The 15,783-nt window shown below is 59.6% G+C and carries 19 protein-coding genes; 10 read left to right on the forward strand and 9 right to left on the reverse strand.

The genetic code is table 11. From position 1 onward, the window contains the following. The first annotated feature begins 120 nt into the window (after positions 1 to 120). A complete protein-coding gene (locus ASG55_RS19250; RefSeq protein ID WP_056789277.1) occupies positions 121 to 648 on the forward strand; it encodes a DUF3087 domain-containing protein in 528 nt (175 codons plus the stop codon). Here the strand turns inward: ASG55_RS19250 and ASG55_RS19255 are convergent. After that, the gene (locus ASG55_RS19255; protein ID WP_041480792.1) at positions 645 to 1,031 is read right to left on the reverse strand and encodes a DUF2784 domain-containing protein; all 387 of its coding nucleotides are present in this window, start codon (positions 1,029 to 1,031) and stop codon (positions 645 to 647) included. The two genes, ASG55_RS19250 and ASG55_RS19255, sit on opposite strands and share 4 nt — an antisense overlap. A gap of 129 nt (positions 1,032 to 1,160) precedes the next feature. On the opposite strand from ASG55_RS19255, the gene ASG55_RS27020 reads away from it, so the two are divergent. Further along, positions 1,161 to 1,304 carry a hypothetical protein gene (locus ASG55_RS27020; protein WP_164488351.1) on the forward strand — a complete coding sequence of 48 codons (144 nt, stop codon included), beginning with the start codon at positions 1,161 to 1,163 and terminating at the stop codon, positions 1,302 to 1,304. 44 nt (positions 1,305 to 1,348) lie between these two features. Here the strand turns inward: ASG55_RS27020 and ASG55_RS19260 are convergent, their stop codons facing one another. After that, positions 1,349 to 1,621, reverse strand: a complete 273-nt coding sequence (locus tag ASG55_RS19260; protein WP_056789279.1) for a hypothetical protein — start codon at positions 1,619 to 1,621, stop codon at positions 1,349 to 1,351. A gap of 263 nt (positions 1,622 to 1,884) precedes the next feature. Then, entirely contained in the window at positions 1,885 to 2,565 is a 681-nt protein-coding gene (locus tag ASG55_RS19265; RefSeq protein ID WP_056789282.1) for an SOS response-associated peptidase, read from the reverse strand. A 198-nt stretch (positions 2,566 to 2,763) separates the two neighbouring features. Between ASG55_RS19265 and ASG55_RS19270 the strand changes: the two genes are divergently transcribed. Together ASG55_RS19270 and ASG55_RS19275 are read left to right on the forward strand one after the other, a co-directional pair. Then, positions 2,764 to 3,663 carry a polysaccharide deacetylase family protein gene (locus ASG55_RS19270; RefSeq protein WP_056789885.1) on the forward strand — a complete coding sequence of 300 codons (900 nt, stop codon included), beginning with the start codon at positions 2,764 to 2,766 and terminating at the stop codon, positions 3,661 to 3,663. 105 nt (positions 3,664 to 3,768) lie between these two features. Beyond that, a complete protein-coding gene (locus tag ASG55_RS19275; protein WP_056789285.1) occupies positions 3,769 to 4,011 on the forward strand; it encodes a DUF1652 domain-containing protein in 243 nt (80 codons plus the stop codon). A 3-nt stretch (positions 4,012 to 4,014) separates the two neighbouring features. Here ASG55_RS19275 and ASG55_RS19280 read toward each other — a convergent pair whose 3' ends face one another. After that, complete coding sequence (locus tag ASG55_RS19280; protein ID WP_056789888.1) at positions 4,015 to 4,377, reverse strand: NUDIX hydrolase; 363 nt, start codon at positions 4,375 to 4,377, stop codon at positions 4,015 to 4,017. Between the two features lie 218 nt (positions 4,378 to 4,595). Here ASG55_RS19280 and ASG55_RS19285 point away from each other — a divergent pair, with 218 nt between their 5' ends. After that, on the forward strand, positions 4,596 to 4,793 hold the full coding sequence (locus ASG55_RS19285) for a hypothetical protein (RefSeq protein WP_056789288.1): 198 nt from the start codon (positions 4,596 to 4,598) through the stop codon (positions 4,791 to 4,793). Positions 4,794 to 4,857: 64 nt separating this feature from the next. Here ASG55_RS19285 and ASG55_RS19290 read toward each other — a convergent pair whose 3' ends face one another. Continuing rightward, the gene (locus tag ASG55_RS19290) at positions 4,858 to 5,097 is read right to left on the reverse strand and encodes a hypothetical protein (RefSeq protein ID WP_041480783.1); all 240 of its coding nucleotides are present in this window, start codon (positions 5,095 to 5,097) and stop codon (positions 4,858 to 4,860) included. Positions 5,098 to 5,281: 184 nt separating this feature from the next. On the opposite strand from ASG55_RS19290, the gene ASG55_RS19295 reads away from it, so the two are divergent. Both ASG55_RS19295 and ASG55_RS19300 read left to right on the forward strand, forming a co-directional pair. Beyond that, complete coding sequence (locus ASG55_RS19295; RefSeq protein WP_056789890.1) at positions 5,282 to 5,617, forward strand: hypothetical protein; 336 nt, start codon at positions 5,282 to 5,284, stop codon at positions 5,615 to 5,617. A gap of 190 nt (positions 5,618 to 5,807) precedes the next feature. Continuing rightward, positions 5,808 to 6,413 carry a DUF6338 family protein gene (locus ASG55_RS19300; RefSeq protein ID WP_056789290.1) on the forward strand — a complete coding sequence of 202 codons (606 nt, stop codon included), beginning with the start codon at positions 5,808 to 5,810 and terminating at the stop codon, positions 6,411 to 6,413. A 140-nt stretch (positions 6,414 to 6,553) separates the two neighbouring features. Here the strand turns inward: ASG55_RS19300 and ASG55_RS19305 are convergent, their stop codons facing one another. Then, on the reverse strand, positions 6,554 to 7,453 hold the full coding sequence (locus tag ASG55_RS19305; RefSeq protein WP_056789291.1) for a LysR family transcriptional regulator: 900 nt from the start codon (positions 7,451 to 7,453) through the stop codon (positions 6,554 to 6,556). 119 nt (positions 7,454 to 7,572) lie between these two features. Between ASG55_RS19305 and ASG55_RS19310 the strand changes: the two genes are divergently transcribed. Both ASG55_RS19310 and ASG55_RS19315 read left to right on the forward strand, forming a co-directional pair. Then, positions 7,573 to 8,940: an MFS transporter gene (locus ASG55_RS19310; protein WP_056789294.1), complete on the forward strand. Its 1,368-nt coding sequence runs from the start codon at positions 7,573 to 7,575 to the stop codon at positions 8,938 to 8,940. Positions 8,941 to 8,970: 30 nt separating this feature from the next. Beyond that, the gene (locus ASG55_RS19315) at positions 8,971 to 10,245 is read left to right on the forward strand and encodes a glucarate dehydratase family protein (protein ID WP_056789296.1); all 1,275 of its coding nucleotides are present in this window, start codon (positions 8,971 to 8,973) and stop codon (positions 10,243 to 10,245) included. 102 nt (positions 10,246 to 10,347) lie between these two features. Here the strand turns inward: ASG55_RS19315 and ASG55_RS19320 are convergent, their stop codons facing one another. Continuing rightward, entirely contained in the window at positions 10,348 to 11,232 is an 885-nt protein-coding gene (locus ASG55_RS19320; protein ID WP_056789299.1) for a LysR substrate-binding domain-containing protein, read from the reverse strand. Positions 11,233 to 11,389: 157 nt separating this feature from the next. On the opposite strand from ASG55_RS19320, the gene ydiJ reads away from it, so the two are divergent. Further along, a complete protein-coding gene (gene ydiJ, locus ASG55_RS19325; protein WP_056789302.1) occupies positions 11,390 to 14,416 on the forward strand; it encodes a D-2-hydroxyglutarate dehydrogenase YdiJ in 3,027 nt (1,008 codons plus the stop codon). Here ydiJ and ASG55_RS19330 read toward each other — a convergent pair. Together ASG55_RS19330 and ASG55_RS19335 are read right to left on the reverse strand one after the other, a co-directional pair. Next, the gene (locus ASG55_RS19330) at positions 14,349 to 15,035 is read right to left on the reverse strand and encodes a paraquat-inducible protein A (RefSeq protein ID WP_056789305.1); all 687 of its coding nucleotides are present in this window, start codon (positions 15,033 to 15,035) and stop codon (positions 14,349 to 14,351) included. The genes ydiJ and ASG55_RS19330 overlap by 68 nt on opposite strands. Then, the gene (locus ASG55_RS19335; RefSeq protein ID WP_016775060.1) at positions 15,032 to 15,628 is read right to left on the reverse strand and encodes a paraquat-inducible protein A; all 597 of its coding nucleotides are present in this window, start codon (positions 15,626 to 15,628) and stop codon (positions 15,032 to 15,034) included. The genes ASG55_RS19330 and ASG55_RS19335 overlap by 4 nt, the downstream gene beginning before the upstream one ends. Positions 15,629 to 15,783 lie beyond the last annotated feature (155 nt).

The following is a 15,783-nucleotide window of genomic DNA, read 5'->3' on the forward strand; positions in this document are numbered from 1 at the left end:
CCCGTTGGACGCTGAAAAGATGAAAAGGAGCCCCAGCATAGCTAAAACCCGGTGCGATGCGATAATGCGCCGGCGAGTTTTTTCCGTTGCGCGTTTTGCCACTCAAGGAAGTCATTTTCGATGTTCGAGATTCAGCCGATGGACCCCGCTACCTTTCGTCAGCAGACCCGCCGCAGCACGATTATCGTCGCCGTGCTGTTTCTGCTGCTGGCCATGCTGTTTTCCTCGGTTGCGGTGGCAGTGTTCGGTGAACCCGACGGGGATAACCTGCGTTTCAATGTCGGCGGCGTATTCGTGGCGTTTCTGCTGACGGCGGCGCTGTTGCGCGGGCGTTTCTGGCATCAGACCTGGATGGCCCCGGCGGTGTACAGCTGGCGCCTCAAGCGCAATCTGATGAGCATCACCAATGTCATGCATCAGGTGACAGCGGCAGTGCAGACCAACGATCCGACGGCGATGAAGGTGTTGCGTTTCTATCACCTCGGATTGCTGCAAATGCATGAGCTGGACGGCAACTCCAGCGATCATGGACAACTGCGTGATGAAGTCGAACAGCACAAGGCGCGGATGCAGGCGCTGGGCCTTGATCCTGACCAGCCACGCTTCGATCCGCAGTGGCTGGAAACGTTGAAACCGGCCTCGCGTTAAAACGGAATGCGCCGGGCGCGACGCAGTTTCCACGAGCGCAGCAGTCGTGCGTACACCAACAGGTTGACCGCCAGCACCACGCTGCCAAGTGCCAGTTGAATCTGCGGCGTCAGACCGGCCGGGTAGATGATCGGCCAGATGTAATGCTCAATGAAACCGCCGGCGTATTCGGTCTGCCCGGCCGCGTGGCGCATGAGATTTTCCCAGTAGGTCAACGGACAGGTCAGGTGCAACACCTCGACCGCTACGCCCCAGGCAGCCGCCGGCAGGTGCAGCCACATCAACCGTGGCCAGCGCAGCACCAGCAGCCCGCCGAACAGTACGAACAAGATGAAACACAAGTGAAACAGCACCAGCCCGTCGGCGGCGATTCGGTACAGCATGGCGTCTTCCTGACGTAAGGGGAGATGGCGCTATGGTACGCCGCGCGGGACAAAATGCGTTGGTGAATCTGGGCGCGCAAAAGTGTTCTACCCTTTAACGATCATCAACTGTTCTGAGGTGAGGTGCACATGGCAACTGAGCAAACGCGTGCGGAAGATGATGAGCCAACGGAAGAAGAAATCGAGCAGCAGAAGAGGCAGGAAAAAACCTGGAAGCATGATGACAGCCGCGAGCTGTCGGACCGCGACCAGGAGCGTCCTCTGAAACCTTGAACAGCGCATACGAAGAGCCCCGCATCAGCGGGGCTCTTCGCGTTTCAGAAGTCTTCCAGCTGCGTGAAATCCGGGTAGGTCGCTCGATACCCCAACGTTCGATCGATCCACGCATTGAGCTCATTGACCATCACCGGCGGATGGCCGGGATATCCCTCGAGGGTGCTGCGCAGGATGCGTTCGATATCGGGCACGCTGTGCAGGTTTCGGGTCTTGATGTAATGGCCGATAAAACAGTCGAGTTCCAGGCGTTCTGTCTTGGACAGATGGACACACTTCAGGCCGCTGACCTGTTTGATTGCAAAATCGTCGCTCACTTATTTCTCTGCAAGGCTTGAAAGTTGTTGATGGATTCCTGATTTCTTTGACTCTTTGGTCAACTGGTATACCAATCGGAAAGGCGGCGCGCATGCTATCCGCAGCGCGGGGAAATGTATGTATGACTGTCGAAATGTCTGACAGGCGGTTGATTCGCTCAAACGGCTGTTTTATGGGGGTTGTATCGCGGTTGAAACACTTTTTGTAACGCGCGGGATTCAGTGACGGGCTCGCTTGATTAACGCAGCAGTGAAGTAATTATTTAGTCGACTCGTTCTATCAATTGCGCACCTTGATTACGCGTATTACCGACCGCTTTGCCGACTTTGTACCATTCGAAGGCATCACTGGGCTCGCCTTCAAACAGCAGCATCTGCTCGGCGCGTTCCAGCGGCGTAGCCGGATCAAGCCATTCCATAGCTCGTGCCGAATCGAAGACCACTGGGCGGCGGTCGTGAATATCGAGCAGGCCGCCCAGGCTGTCAGCGGTGATGATGACGAATCCGTCGTCCTCCCTCGGCGCAACCCCCGGTGCCGGAAACTGGCCGATACCAGCACAGAAAACCGGAGCCTGATCCGCCCGACGAATCAACCAGGGCTGGCGGGATTTTTCCCCGGTATCAACCCATTCAAACCAGTTGTCGACCGGCACAATCAGCCGCTGCCGCCAGATCGCCCGGAAGAACGCGCCGTGGGCGACTTTTTCCACCCGTGCGTTGATGGGCGCGGCACGATCCTTGGCCCAATGCGGCCGCCAGCCCCAGCGCAGATTGTCGGCATGAATGGCCTGTTCGTGCTGGTGCAGAACCGCCAGCGCAGTGGTGGGCGCTGCGTTGTAGCGATTGAGCGGCGCATCGCCAACGTGATTGATCAACGCATCGGGGATGCTGAGCACCGCGACGAAATCGTGAATCCCACGGTACTGCGTGAGTCTTCCGCACATGGCTGAAATCTCCTTGAGGAAATTTGAGTCTAGTCGGACATGCCGATGTGCCTGGCCGATGACGCACTGAAACCAGCACCGGAACCAAACCCTGTGTACCTTATCCAACCTGCGCTCGCGGATAGCCGCGCAGGGATGGACAAAGGCGAGGGAGGTTTGCCATTCGACAACACCACGGCCGCGGCCTCGGGGCAAGACATGACATCCGGATGCAAACTTCTTTGTGTTGCGCTCATCGCGCTCGGTCTGGCCGGTTGCATCGCCGCGCCGATTGAAATGACCACGCAAACCGAAACGCGCCTGATGGCCCAGGCGCCCGTACGTTTTCTCCTGACGTTCGATGATGGCCCCAGCGCTTCAGGGTTGTGGAATCCAACGGCGACGGTGCTCGACAGCCTCAAAGGCAACCCCTTGCAGCCAAACATCAAAGCCGTGTTTTTCGTGCAGACCCGAGCACCGAGGGCGGGTGACAGCGAGATCGGTCGCAGCCTGATGCGTCGTGAGCACGCCGAGGGACATATCCTCGCGTTTCACACAGCGACTCACTGGCACACCAACCATCGTTCGCTCGATCCGCAAGAGCTGGAGCAATCGCTGACCGATGGCAGCGCTGACATTGCCGCCATCACCGGAGCGCCGCCCAAGCTGTTGCGCCCACCGTTCTGGAACTACGACAAGCGCACATTTGCGGCCTATCAAAAACACGGCTTGCACGTCTTGCTCACGGACCTGAGTGCCAACGACGGCAAGATCTGGGGCTTCAACGCCAGCCCTCGGCGTCGGGCGAACATGCTGCGGCAGTTATCGGAAGTGCGCGAGCGCATCGCCGTGGGTCAATTGCCGACCGTGGATGGCGTGATTCCGGTCGTGGTGACGTTCCATGATCTCAATCGCTACACCGCGCGCCACACTCGCGAATATCTACAGATTCTGCTCGATAGCGCGGCGGCGACCGGGGTCAGACTGGCGGACAAGCCGTTCTACGACAATCAGGCCGCAATGGAAAAAGCCGCGTTGGCGCGTACGGTTCAGCAAAGCGCTGAGCCGGTGAATCTGCCCGGTATGTGGAACTGGATCTGGGATCACGACGCGCATTGAATGGCGTGAGTGAGTTGTGATCGGCTTGGCATTCCCGAGCGGGCAATTAACAGACCGTGGGTCTATGCTCGATGGATCGATTCTCCGCCTGCGAGGCGCCCGTCCATGCTTGCCATTGCCGATATTTGCCGGATCGTCGAGTCAGGCTTCCCCACGTTCAAGTGTGATTGCACCCCGACTGGACAAGGTCTGTTGCGGATCAAGGTGTATGAGCCGGGCAGTGGTCACGTCGAGCTGTTGCTTGACGGCGTATCTCCCGAGCATCTGGTGACGATTCGCGATATTTCCAATTTCATCGGTGAGTTGCGCACGGAAATCAGCGCCGGTCGCCGGGCGTTCGCCGGCTGATTGTCATAAACGGCGTTGAAAGGCCTGCACGATGCGCCGTGTCGCGTCATTGGTTTCAAGATTGTGCACGGCATCGAGCGGATACCAGATGCAATCGACGATTTCATTCTGCGGGCGCACCTCGTCGATGTTGACCACCGAAGCCTCGTACACATGATGGCGCGTAGTGCCCGCCTGGAAGTCCATCAGGTACAGGACGTTCTCAGCATTGAGCCCGGTTTCCTCCTGCAACTCGCGCACGGCCGCCGCCGCACGGGTTTCCCCGGGTTCGACCTTGCCGCCGGGTAGTGACCAGTGATGGCGGGGTTTGCGCACCAGGAGGATATGGCGATCCTGTTCGCAAATGACGGTAGCGCGTACTTTCATGAATGCCCTGTTGATGTGCGTCATAAATCTGTAATCAAACTGCAATATTCGAGCCGCAAGCAGATTTAAAGGTTCCCCGTTGATTGGGAGCTACTTGCCCAGCAAAAAGTGCCAGTGGATTGACGAATGCAGGGTGAGTTCGGGTTTACAACGAAGCAGGTACCGGGTGTAAGGTGGGCCTGTACACCGAAAACACCGTTGGCAAAAGGGAGGTGCTTATGAGCATTCCAATGCTGAACAAGCTGCACATGAATGGTTACGATGTGCTCAGTGTGAACAACGGCCCGTGGCGGGTATGCACTCAGGGCGACCGGTTGGCGTCATTCACCAGCAGGGAGGAAGCGATGGCCTATGCGGCGGCGCTTCCTGGTTACAAGCAACGCCCCAAACGGGTGCAAAGCCAGAACGTCAGTTGATGCGTTATAACGAAAGAGCCCCGGTTTCGACCGGGGCTTCTTATTTGTGGCTTTGGAACGCTTGTCAGTGCACCTTGATTCGGCTGATGGTCCGGGCTTTTACCTCCTTGGCATAGATCTGCAATCTCTCTTCGTCGCTTTGCAGGATTTCGCACGACCGCAACACGGTCTGGGCGTCTGCCTCGTTGCCGGATTTACGCAGTTGTTCAGCGATGCGCTTGAGATCGACCGCCGACCATCTCAGGTCCGACGCCACGCTTTGCAAATCCCGTTGAAGTTCGTGTTCGTATTCATTGAGCCGCATGATCACCTCCTGAACGTTCTCGGTAGAAAAGAGTAGTCGCATTTTCCCGGATGCGGCCAAGTCATCTGACGCCCGGCTGAACCGATGTGAAAAATTGTCCAAACGCCGGTAACGGCGGGTTGCCACGATGGATGTGCAAGCGGTTAAACGGTACATTCAGCTTTTTTCCGCACAGGTAAACAACATGCGCGTATGGATCGGCAGTCTGGCACTTGCTCTGTTGACGGGGTGCTCGTTACCGGCGTCGCTGGTGCCGGGCGAGCCAAACCTCAGCAAGGCCAGTGACAAGCCACCCAAGGAATATGCTGCGTGTTTGTTACCGTTGTGGCAGAAGGATGTTGCCAGGACCTCGCAGACGTCGATTTCCAACGGCTACCGGATTACCGCGCCGAGCATTATCACGGCGGATGAGATTCTCGATATCGTCAAATACAAGGACGGTAGCAAGGTGTCCCTCTACCAGGGGCCGCCGTGGGCCAAGTCCGGATCGCTGCGCCAATCGGTGCGTGATTGCCTGTAGAACAGGCGCCCGATTCGCCCAAAAAAAGGCAGACACCGAAGTTCGGTGTCTGCCTTTTTTCATTGGGTGAGGCACTGGGCAAGCGCCGCAATGGTCTGTGACAGTTGCCGAGAGGCGCTGCCGAATCCTGGACTAGGCTTTGAATGTCGGCCCGCGACGGGTTCGGCATGACTAAAAGGAGCCTCGGATCATGGATGATCTGGTCAAGGACATCATTCCGCTGTTGCAGTACCTCATCCCCGGGTTTCTATCGACCTGGATCTTCTATTCACTTACGGCATTCAAGCGACCGGATACGTTCGGCCAGATCGTGCAGGCGCTGATATTTACTTTTGTGATTCAGGGCGCGGTGTTGGCGGTGGGCAACCTCTGTTTGTGGATTGGCTCGAAGGGTTTTTCATTAGGAAACTGGGATGATCGGGCGCAAACGCTCTGGGCATTTATGTTTTCGCTGATGCTGGGATTGTTTGCCTGTTACCTGGCTACGAGTGACAAATTGCACGGCTGGTTACGTGAGCGAAACGTCACGAAACAATCTTCTTTCCCCAGTGAATGGTTCTGCGCCTTTGCCCAATTCGACCGGTTCATAACCCTGCATTTACATGACGAGAGGCGCGTGTTTGGCTGGCCTGTCGAGTGGCCGTCCGAATCCAGTTGCGGCCAGTTCGTGATGCAGAATCCACGTTGGGTCAATGACGATGGCAAGTCGACTCCTTTTGGTGCCGAAATTTTGCTGATAGATTCCGCGCAAGTTAAGTGGGTTGAATTCAGCCCGGTATCAGAGGGTTCATCATGACGACTGCAAGAGCACCGCGACCAATGCCAAAGCAATACGAACGCCTGTTCACAGGGCCTGACGGCAAGCCGCTGGAGGAGCCGTTGATCAAAGCCCCGAGCGCTCCGCCTCCGCTCAAATACAGGTTGCCACAATAATTTTCAGCCCCAACCCTGCACCACCGCCCGGCGAATCGCCTCCAGCAACATCGCGAACGCCGGGTTGTCATTGTTCTCCCGCCAGATCAGATGCAGTTCGCTTTGCACCCCTTCGCCCAGATCGATCTCGCGAAACACCACATTCCTGAACACCACGCTGGTAGCGCAACGCGGTACCAGCGCCAGACCCATGCCAGCGTTGACCAGCGCCAGAATCGTCAGCGACGAGCCCAGCCACTGCACGTAATCCGGCGCCACCCGCGCTGAGCGTAGCGTGCCGGTCAACAGTTCGTTGAACGGCGGATAGGCTTCATGGGAGTACATCAGGAACGGTTGTTTATCCAGATCGGCGACAGACACTTCAGTCGCGTTTGCCAACTTGTGCCCGCTGGGCACTGCCAGCACAAATGGTTCGCGCACCAGGCATTCGGTGGCATAGCCCGGTTCCTGCAATGGCGCCCGTGCGATGCCCAGGTCGATACGGCGAGCTCGCAACGCCTCGTGCTGTTGATAGGTGTTCATCTCTGCCAGATCGATTTTCACCTGGGGCTGTTTAAGTCGCGCTTCGGCGATCACCTTGGGCAGAAACTCATACACCGCGCTGCCGACAAACGCGATGTTTACCGAACCAATATCGCCCTCGGCAAACCGGCGTGCGGTGATCGCTGCTTGCTGGGCGCGCTCCAGCAGATTCTGCGCTTCAACGAAAAATGCCCGGCCTGCCGCCGTCAGCGCAACGCTGCGTGTGCTGCGGGTGAACAGCTCGACGCCAAGGTGATGCTCCAGCAACTGGATCTGCCGACTCAGCGGCGGCTGCGTCATGTTCAGACGCTCGGCGGCGCGGCGGAAGTTGAGTTCGGTGGCGACCGTGGTAAAGCAGCGCAGTTGGGTGAGTTCGAACATTGATCTAATCCAGGTATCAATCGAATGCCTGTTTAGATTAGACGGGATCAATGCACGACGTCCATGATCGGCTCATTGCTTCAAGTCATCCCTAAAAAAACAAGATCGGGAGTCGCCCCTTGAAAACCCTCCAGAGTCCGCCGGACATCACGGTGCTCGCCCGCGCCGCCGCCAAGGTCAAACGCCACGTACTGCCGCTGTTCGTGGTGATGTTCATCGTCAACTACATCGACCGGGTCAATATCGGTTTCGTGCGCAGTCATCTGGAGACCGATCTGGGTATTGGCGCAGCGGCTTATGGACTTGGCGCCGGACTGTTTTTCATCGGTTATGCGCTGTTCGAAGTGCCGTCGAACATGCTGTTGCAGCGCTACGGCGCGCGGGTCTGGCTGACGCGGATCATGTTTACCTGGGGCGCTGCGGCCATGGCCATGGCCTTTGTTCAGGGCGAAACCAGTTTCTACGTACTGCGCTTTATTCTTGGCGCGGCTGAGGCCGGGTTCTTCCCGGGAATCATTTACTACTTCACCCAATGGCTGCCGGCGTCCGAGCGCGGCAAAACCATGGCGGTGTTTCTCAGCGGCTCGGCGATTGCCTCGGTCATTTCCGGCCCGGTGTCCGGTGCGCTGTTGCATATCAGCGGATTGGGCATGCACGGCTGGCAGTGGATGTTTCTGATCGAAGGCGCAGCGTCGGTGGTGCTGTGTGCTTTCGTCTGGTTCTGGCTGCAATCGCACCCGCGCCAAGCCAAGTGGCTGAGCGAGGAGGAGCGTGAAGCGCTGGTCGCGGCGATTGCCGAGGAGCAGCGCGCTCGCGAAGCGGTACAAGTCGCCAAGCCGTCGATGTTCAAGCTGTTGGCCGACCGGCAGATCGCGCTGTTCTGCTTCATCTACTTTTCCATTGCCCTGACCATCTACGGCGCAACCTTCTGGCTACCGAGCATGATCAAGAAGATGGGCAACCTCGGTGATTTCCAGGTCGGGCTGCTCAACTCCATTCCGTGGATCATTTCGATTGTCGCCATGTACGGCTTCGCGGCGCTGGCCGGCAAGTGGAAATTCCAGCAGGCCTGGGTCGCGCTGACCCTGGTGATCGCCGCCATCGGCATGTTCATGTCGACCACTGGCGGGCCGCTGTTTGCCTTCGTCGCCATCTGCTTCGCCGCTATCGGTTTCAAAGCAGCGTCGGCGCTGTTCTGGCCGATTCCGCAAAGCTATCTGGACGCGCGCATCGCTGCGGCGGTGATCGCGCTGATCAACTCCATCGGCAACCTTGGCGGCTTCGTCGCGCCGACCGCGTTCGGCATTCTCGAACAAACCACCGGCTCCATCGAGGGCGGCCTCTATGGCCTGGCGGCGACATCGCTGATCGCTGCCGTGGTGATCTTCTTCGCCCGCACGGCGCCTGGCGCCAAAGATAAAACCCCGGCAAAGCCAAGTGACGAAGCCGCCGTTGTGGCGCCGGCTCGTCCGGCTGCGAGCCACTGAATCGATTGTTGATCTGTCAGGAGCGTTATCTTGAAAATCACCCGTGTCAGCGTCACCCCGATTGCCTTTCGCGATCCGCCACTGCTCAACGCCAGCGGCATCCACGAACCCTTTGCTCTGCGCTCGATCATCGAGATTGAAAGTGATAACGGCTACATCGGCCTCGGCGAAAGCTACGGCGATGCCCCGGCGCTGGCGATCCAGCAACAATTGCAGAGCCAGTTGATCGGCCTCGATCCGTTCAACCTCAATCAATTGCGCGCGATCGTGCAGGCCACCGTGGCGGCGAATAAACCCGCCGGCGTCGCTGGTGCCGAACTGGCCCCCGGTTCCCACGCCAGCAAAGCGGTGAGCAATGCCTACTCGGCATTCGAAGTGGCGTTTCTCGATTTGCAGGCGCACTACCTGAACGTGCCGCTGGTGGACCTGCTCGGCGGAGCGATCCGCGATGAAGTGCCGTTCAGCGCCTACCTGTTTTTCAAATACGCCGAACATATCGAGTCCCCCTACAAGCCGGACAACTGGGGCGAAGCCCTGAGCGAGCAACAGATCGTCGCGCAGGCAGCGCGGATGATCGAGGCGTACGGTTTCAAGAGCATCAAGCTCAAGGCCGGCACCTTGCCGCCGGAGCATGAGGTGGCATGCATCAAGGCACTGAAGAAAGCCTTTCCGGGATTTCCGCTTCGCATCGATCCGAACGGCAACTGGTCGCTGGAGACGGCGATTCGCATGGCCGAACTGCTCGGCGATGATCTGCAGTATTACGAAGACCCGACCCCGGGCCTTGATGGCATGGCCGAACTGCACAAGCGCACCGGTCTGCCCTTGGCGACCAATATGGTCGTCACCGATTTCGACGAGTTCCGCCGCAGCGTTGCGCAGAACAGCGTGCAAATCGTCCTCGCCGACCACCATTACTGGGGTGGCCTGCGGGATACGCAGACGCTGGCGAAAATGTGCGATGTGTTTGGCCTCGGCGTGTCGATGCATTCCAACTCGCACCTGGGCATCAGCCTGATGGCCATGGCGCACGTCGCGGCGGCGGTGCCGAATCTGGATTACGCCTGCGACACCCACTACCCGTGGCAGGAGCCGGACGAGGAAGTGATCAAGGGCGGCAAGCTGCCGATTGTCGATGGCTGTGTGAAGATCAGCCGTGCGCCGGGGTTGGGGCTGGAACTGGACCATGAGCAACTGGCCAAGCTGCATGACCAGTACCTGACGTGCGGGATTCGCCAGAGGGATGATGTGCGGCAGATGCAGCGGTACAAGGCGGATTGGCGGGCGGTCAAGCCGAGGTTTTAAGTTCGTTGCGACTGGCTTCTTCGCGAGCAGGCTCGCTCCCACACTTGACATACGTTTCCCTGTGGGAGCGAGCCTGCTCGCGAATGGCCGCGACTCGATCCTTCAGAGGGTATCAATCAGCCAATCCCTGAACGCCTTCAACGAAGGCAAATTCTCATTACGCGGCGGGTACACCAGGTAATAGCTGCGTCGGCTGGTAATCGGCTCGCCCAGTTGCAGCAATTCGCCCTTGAGCAATTCGTCTTCGACCAGAATTCGCGGCACCAGGCCAACACCGATATTGGCGCGTACCGCCTGGATCAAGTGCGAGGTCATTTCAAAGCTCGGTCCGATCCGCATGCTTCGATGCGCAAGTTGGTGATGGCTGAACCATTCCGCCCACGCCTGGGCATTGCTGCTGACGTTGAGCAATAACTGCCCGGCAATGTGCTGCTCAGCTTCGTCGCGTTCAGGTGCCGACAACTGCGCGCTGGCAATGGCCACCAGTTCTTCGGTGTGCAGGGGCAGGGCGGTCAGGCCTGGCCATTCACCGCCGCCGACGCAGATCGCCGCGTCGATTTCGCTGGTATCGAAGTCGATGGTTTCGATCCGCGAGTGCAGGTGCACGGTCATGCCCGGGTGCGCCGTGTAGAAATCCTTAAGCCGTGGAAGCAGCCATTTCGAGCCGAAGGTCGGCAGCGTCGCCAGACGCAGGCTGTGGATGCCCGAACCAAACGCCATTGCCTGCAAAGTGGCGCTGCGAATCTGCCCGAGGGCTTCGCTGAGTTCGCGCTGATACATGCGCCCGACATCCGTCAGCACCACCTGCCGGCCTTCGCGGCTGAACAAGCGCATGCCGAGCATCTTCTCGAGAATCTGTACCTGACGGCTGACCGCGCTCTGCGTCAGTGACAGTTCATGGGCGGCGCGGGTGTAGCTCTCGTGTCGAGCGGCGGCCTCGAAAGCCAGCAGCAGCGACATGGACGGTGTGAGGGTGCGCGGATTCATTCGTAAAACTCATCGATAGCGGGTCGAAATTACGCTTGTTCCATGGCTGGCCAGCAATGAACATGGGCGCAATCAGATGGCGGAGCCTGACGCAATCATTCCTTGCGCACAACTGTTCACCGCCACACAGCCCGATTTGACCGAGATGACCTGACCGATGATTGCCCAGCTGTCGCCTGCCAAAGCCCTGACCGGCGATTACCAACAATTCCTCGCCGCCCTGAAAGACAGCGGCTTTCGCGGTGAAATCAGCGCTGATTACGCCAGCCGGGTGGTGCTCGCGACCGACAACTCGATCTATCAGCGCTTGCCGCAAGCGGCGGTGTTTCCGCTGGATGCGGACGATGTGGCACGTGTCGCACGGCTGATTGCCGAACCGGCGTACGAGAAAGTGGTGATCACCCCGCGTGGCGGTGGCACCGGTACCAATGGCCAATCGCTGACGGACGGCATCGTTGTAGACCTGTCGCGGCACATGAACCGCATTCTGGAAATCAACGTTGAACAGCGCTGGGTGCGGGTGCAGGCCGGGGTGGTCAAGGATCAGCTCAACGCCGCGTTGAAATCCGCCGGGCTGTTCTTCGCCCCGGAACTGTCGACCTCCAATCGCGCCACGGTCGGCGGCATGATCAATACCGACGCCAGTGGCCAAGGCAGTTGCACCTACGGCAAGACCCGCGACCATGTGCTGGAACTGGAGATGATCCTGCGCGGCGGCGAGCGTCTGCACGGTCTGCCGCTGACGGAGGACGAGCTTGAAACGCAGTGCGCCCGCGACGATCGGGTCGGCGAAGTCTATCGTTGTGCGCGGCAGATCATTGATGAACAGGGCGAGCTGATCAAGGCACGCTTTCCGGATCTCAACCGCTGCCTGACCGGTTATGACCTGGCGCACCTGCGTGAGGCCGATCAGCGCTTCAACCTCAACAGCGTGCTGTGTGGCGCGGAGGGCTCGCTGGGCTTCGTCGTCGAAGCGCGGCTCAACGTGCTGCCGATTCCCAAGCACACGATGCTGGTGAATATCCGCTACGCCGGGTTCATGGATGCCTTGCGCGATGCACGGGCGTTGATGGCGCTCAAGCCGTTGTCGATCGAAACCGTCGATTCCAAGGTTTTGCTGCTGGCGATGCAGGACATCGTCTGGCACGGCGTTGCCGAATATTTTCCTGAAAATGCTGAGCGGCCGACTCTGGGCATCAACCTGGTCGAGTTCTGCGGTGACGATCCCGAAGACCTGCAGCGCCGCGTCGAAGCGTTCCTCGAACATCTGCAAAGCGACCGCACGGTGGAGCGCCTCGGGCATACGCTGGCGGTCGGTCAGGCAGCGGTGAACAAGGTTTACGGCATGCGCAAACGGGCGGTGGGCCTGCTCGGCAACGTCGCCGGCGAAGCCCGCCCGCAGCCTTTCGTCGAAGACACCGCAGTGCCGCCGCAGCATTTGGCCGAATACATCGCCGAGCTGCGCGAGCTGCTCGACAGCCACGGTTTGCAGTACGGTATGTTCGGCCATGTCGACGCCGGCGTACTGCACGTGCGGCCGATTCTCGACATGAAAGACCCGCAGCAAGCGGCGCTGGTACGCCCGGTGTCCGATGGCGTCGCCGCTTTGACCCAGCGCTACGGCGGCCTGCTCTGGGGCGAACATGGCAAGGGCCTGCGTTCGGAGTACGCGCCGGCATTCTTCGGCGAGTTGTACCCGGCGCTGCAAGCCTTGAAAGCCGCGTTCGACCCGTTCAACCAGTTCAATCCGGGCAAAATCGCCACGCCGGCCAACAGCGGCGCAGCACTGCTGAAGATCGACGAAGTGACCCTGCGCGGCGAGCTGGATCGACAGATCGACGAGAAAGTCTGGCAAAGCTACGGCGCGGCCATGCACTGCAATGGCAACGGCGCCTGCTACAACTTCGATCCTGATGACGCCATGTGCCCGTCGTGGAAAGCCACCCGCGAACGCGCGCAGTCGCCCAAGGGTCGCGCTTCGCTGATTCGCGAATGGCTGCGGTTGCAGGGCGAGGCGGGCGTCGACGTGCTCTCGGATGCGATTCGCAAACCGGCTTTTTTCCGCTCGCTGTGGCAGCGCTGGCGCAACAGCCGCGATCCGTCGGCGGACTTCTCCCATGAAGTGTATGACGCCATGGCCGGTTGCCTGGCCTGCAAATCCTGCGCGGGGCAGTGCCCGGTCAAGGTCAACGTGCCGGAATTCCGCTCGCGTTTTCTCGAGCTGTATCACAGTCGTTATCTGCGGCCGGCACGGGATTACCTGATTGCCTCGCTGGAATACACCATTCCCTATATGGCGCGGATTCCGGCGCTGTACAACGGTGTGATGGGCGCCGGCTGGGTGCGTGGCGCACTGGCGCGGATCGGTGGCATGGTCGATGTGCCGTTGCTCAGCCGTTTCGATTTCTACGCGGCGATGCGCCGTTGGCAGGTGCAGCCGGCAACCGTCGCAACGCTGTCGGCGCTGAGCCCAGAGCAACGCGAACGCAGCGTGATCATCGTGCAGGACGCCTTCACCCGCTACTTCGAAGCCCCGTTGTTGGCGGATCTGGTCGAGCTGATTTCACGCCTGGGTTATCAGGTCTATCTCGCGCCGTTCAGCGCCAATGGCAAACCGCTGCATGTGCAGGGCTTTCTCTCGGCGTTCAATCGCGCGGCGTTGCGTAACGCTGAGCAGTTGCAGGCCCTGGCGCAGACCGGCGTGCCGTTGTTGGGGCTCGATCCGGCGATGACCCTGGTCTATCGCCAGGAATACCTGAAAGTACCGGGCCTGAATGAATGTCCTGAAGTGGCGCTGGTGCAGGAATGGTTGCTCAAGGTCATGCCAGAACGGACGCCTGATGCTCAGCCGAAAGCGTTCCGTCTGCTCGCCCATTGTACGGAGAAAACCAACGCGCCGGCCGCGACCCGCCAATGGGAACAGGTGTTCCAACGGGCCGGCTTGCAGCTGGCCACGCAAGCCACCGGTTGCTGCGGCATGTCCGGTACCTACGGCCACGAAGCACGTAATCGCCAGACCTCGGCAGTCATTTATGAGCAATCGTGGGCGCGTCAGGTGCAGGCTTCGGCGGAGCAGGGCGAGGCGTTGGCGACTGGCTATTCTTGCCGCAGCCAGGTCAAGCGCCAGTCGGATCAGGCGCTGCGCCATCCGTTGCAGGTGCTGCTCCAGACGCTGCGTCGCTGACCGTGTCGCTGGTTTCCTTGTCCCAGATCAGGCGCGGGTCGAAACTCATCGCCGCGAGCATGGTGAACACCACGACCAGGCCGAAGAAGAGGATGCCCGGTCGTGGCTCGATATCGCCCAGCGCCTGGAATTTCACCAGCGCAGCAACCAGCGCGACCACCAGCACATCGAGCATCGACCAGTAACCGATCAGCTCGACGAAGCGATACAGCTTGGAACGCTCCTTGCGCGCCCAGTCGCTGTTGCGCTGCACGGTGACGAGCAGCAAGGTCAGGGCGACGAATTTGACCCCCGGCACCGCGATGCTGGCGATGAAAATGATCAGGGCAATGTCCCACGCCCCGGCCTCCCAGAACTCCAGCACGCCACTCATGATCGTGCTGTCGGCACCGTTGCCAAGCATCACCGTATTCATCACCGGCAGCAGATTGGCAGGAACATAAAACGCCAGCGCGGCGAGCATGTACGCCCAGGTGCGCGCCAGCGAATTGGTCTTGCGCCGGTGCAACGGCGCATCACAGCGCGGGCACTGGTGTGGCTCGTCGGTCATGTCACAGGCCAGGCCACAGCTGTGGCACAGGCACAGGTTGAGTTCGCTGGCGGTCGGTGGACGCTTCATAAAATGTCCCACAGTTCACGAATGTCCCGGCCGGCAATGCGGATCATCATCAGGCTCAGCACCGCCAGGGCGAACAGGCCGATCCCGGGCAGCACATCGAGCAAGCCGGCGAGTTTGAACACCGCGACCATCGCCCCCAGCAGACACACTTCGAGCATGCTCCACGGGCGCAGGGTTTCCAGCCAGCGCATGCACAGGTTGAATCCCGGTGCCCGACGCAGGCCGAGGGCAAAACTCAACACCCAGACCAGCAACACCAGCTGAAATGCCGGGGCGATGATGATCGCGATCGCCGCGACCATGGCGATAAAGGTGATCGGCCCCTGGCTCAGCGCGAGCACCGAATCCCATAGGGTCGCGCTGTTTTTCATGCCTTTGAGGCTGATGCTCATCACCGGGTAGAAATTGGCGAACAGCCACAGCATCGCCGCCGTGAACGTCAGCGCCAGACGCTGCTCGATGGTCAGGCCGTTGAAGCGCTGCAGCACGCCACCGCAGCGCACGCACAGGGTTTTCTGGTGTTTGGCGAGCACGACTTTCTCGTACACACAATCACAGTGCTCGCAGATGATCAGATGTTCGGTGTTGACCATGGACAACGCTCGAGGAGGGCCGCGACAGCAGGGCAGACCTGTTCACTATAGAAGCCCGGGGCCGATGGGCAACCTTGATCCTGACTTGTTTGGGTTTTGCTTTTTTGATGTTATAAGGTAACGCTAATTTGCGGGCGGCGTTGCGGCCGTCCGGT

Origin of the sequence: Pseudomonas sp. Leaf434, from assembly GCF_001425545.1 — a bacterium.
GTDB lineage: Bacteria > Pseudomonadota > Gammaproteobacteria > Pseudomonadales > Pseudomonadaceae > Aquipseudomonas > Aquipseudomonas siliginis.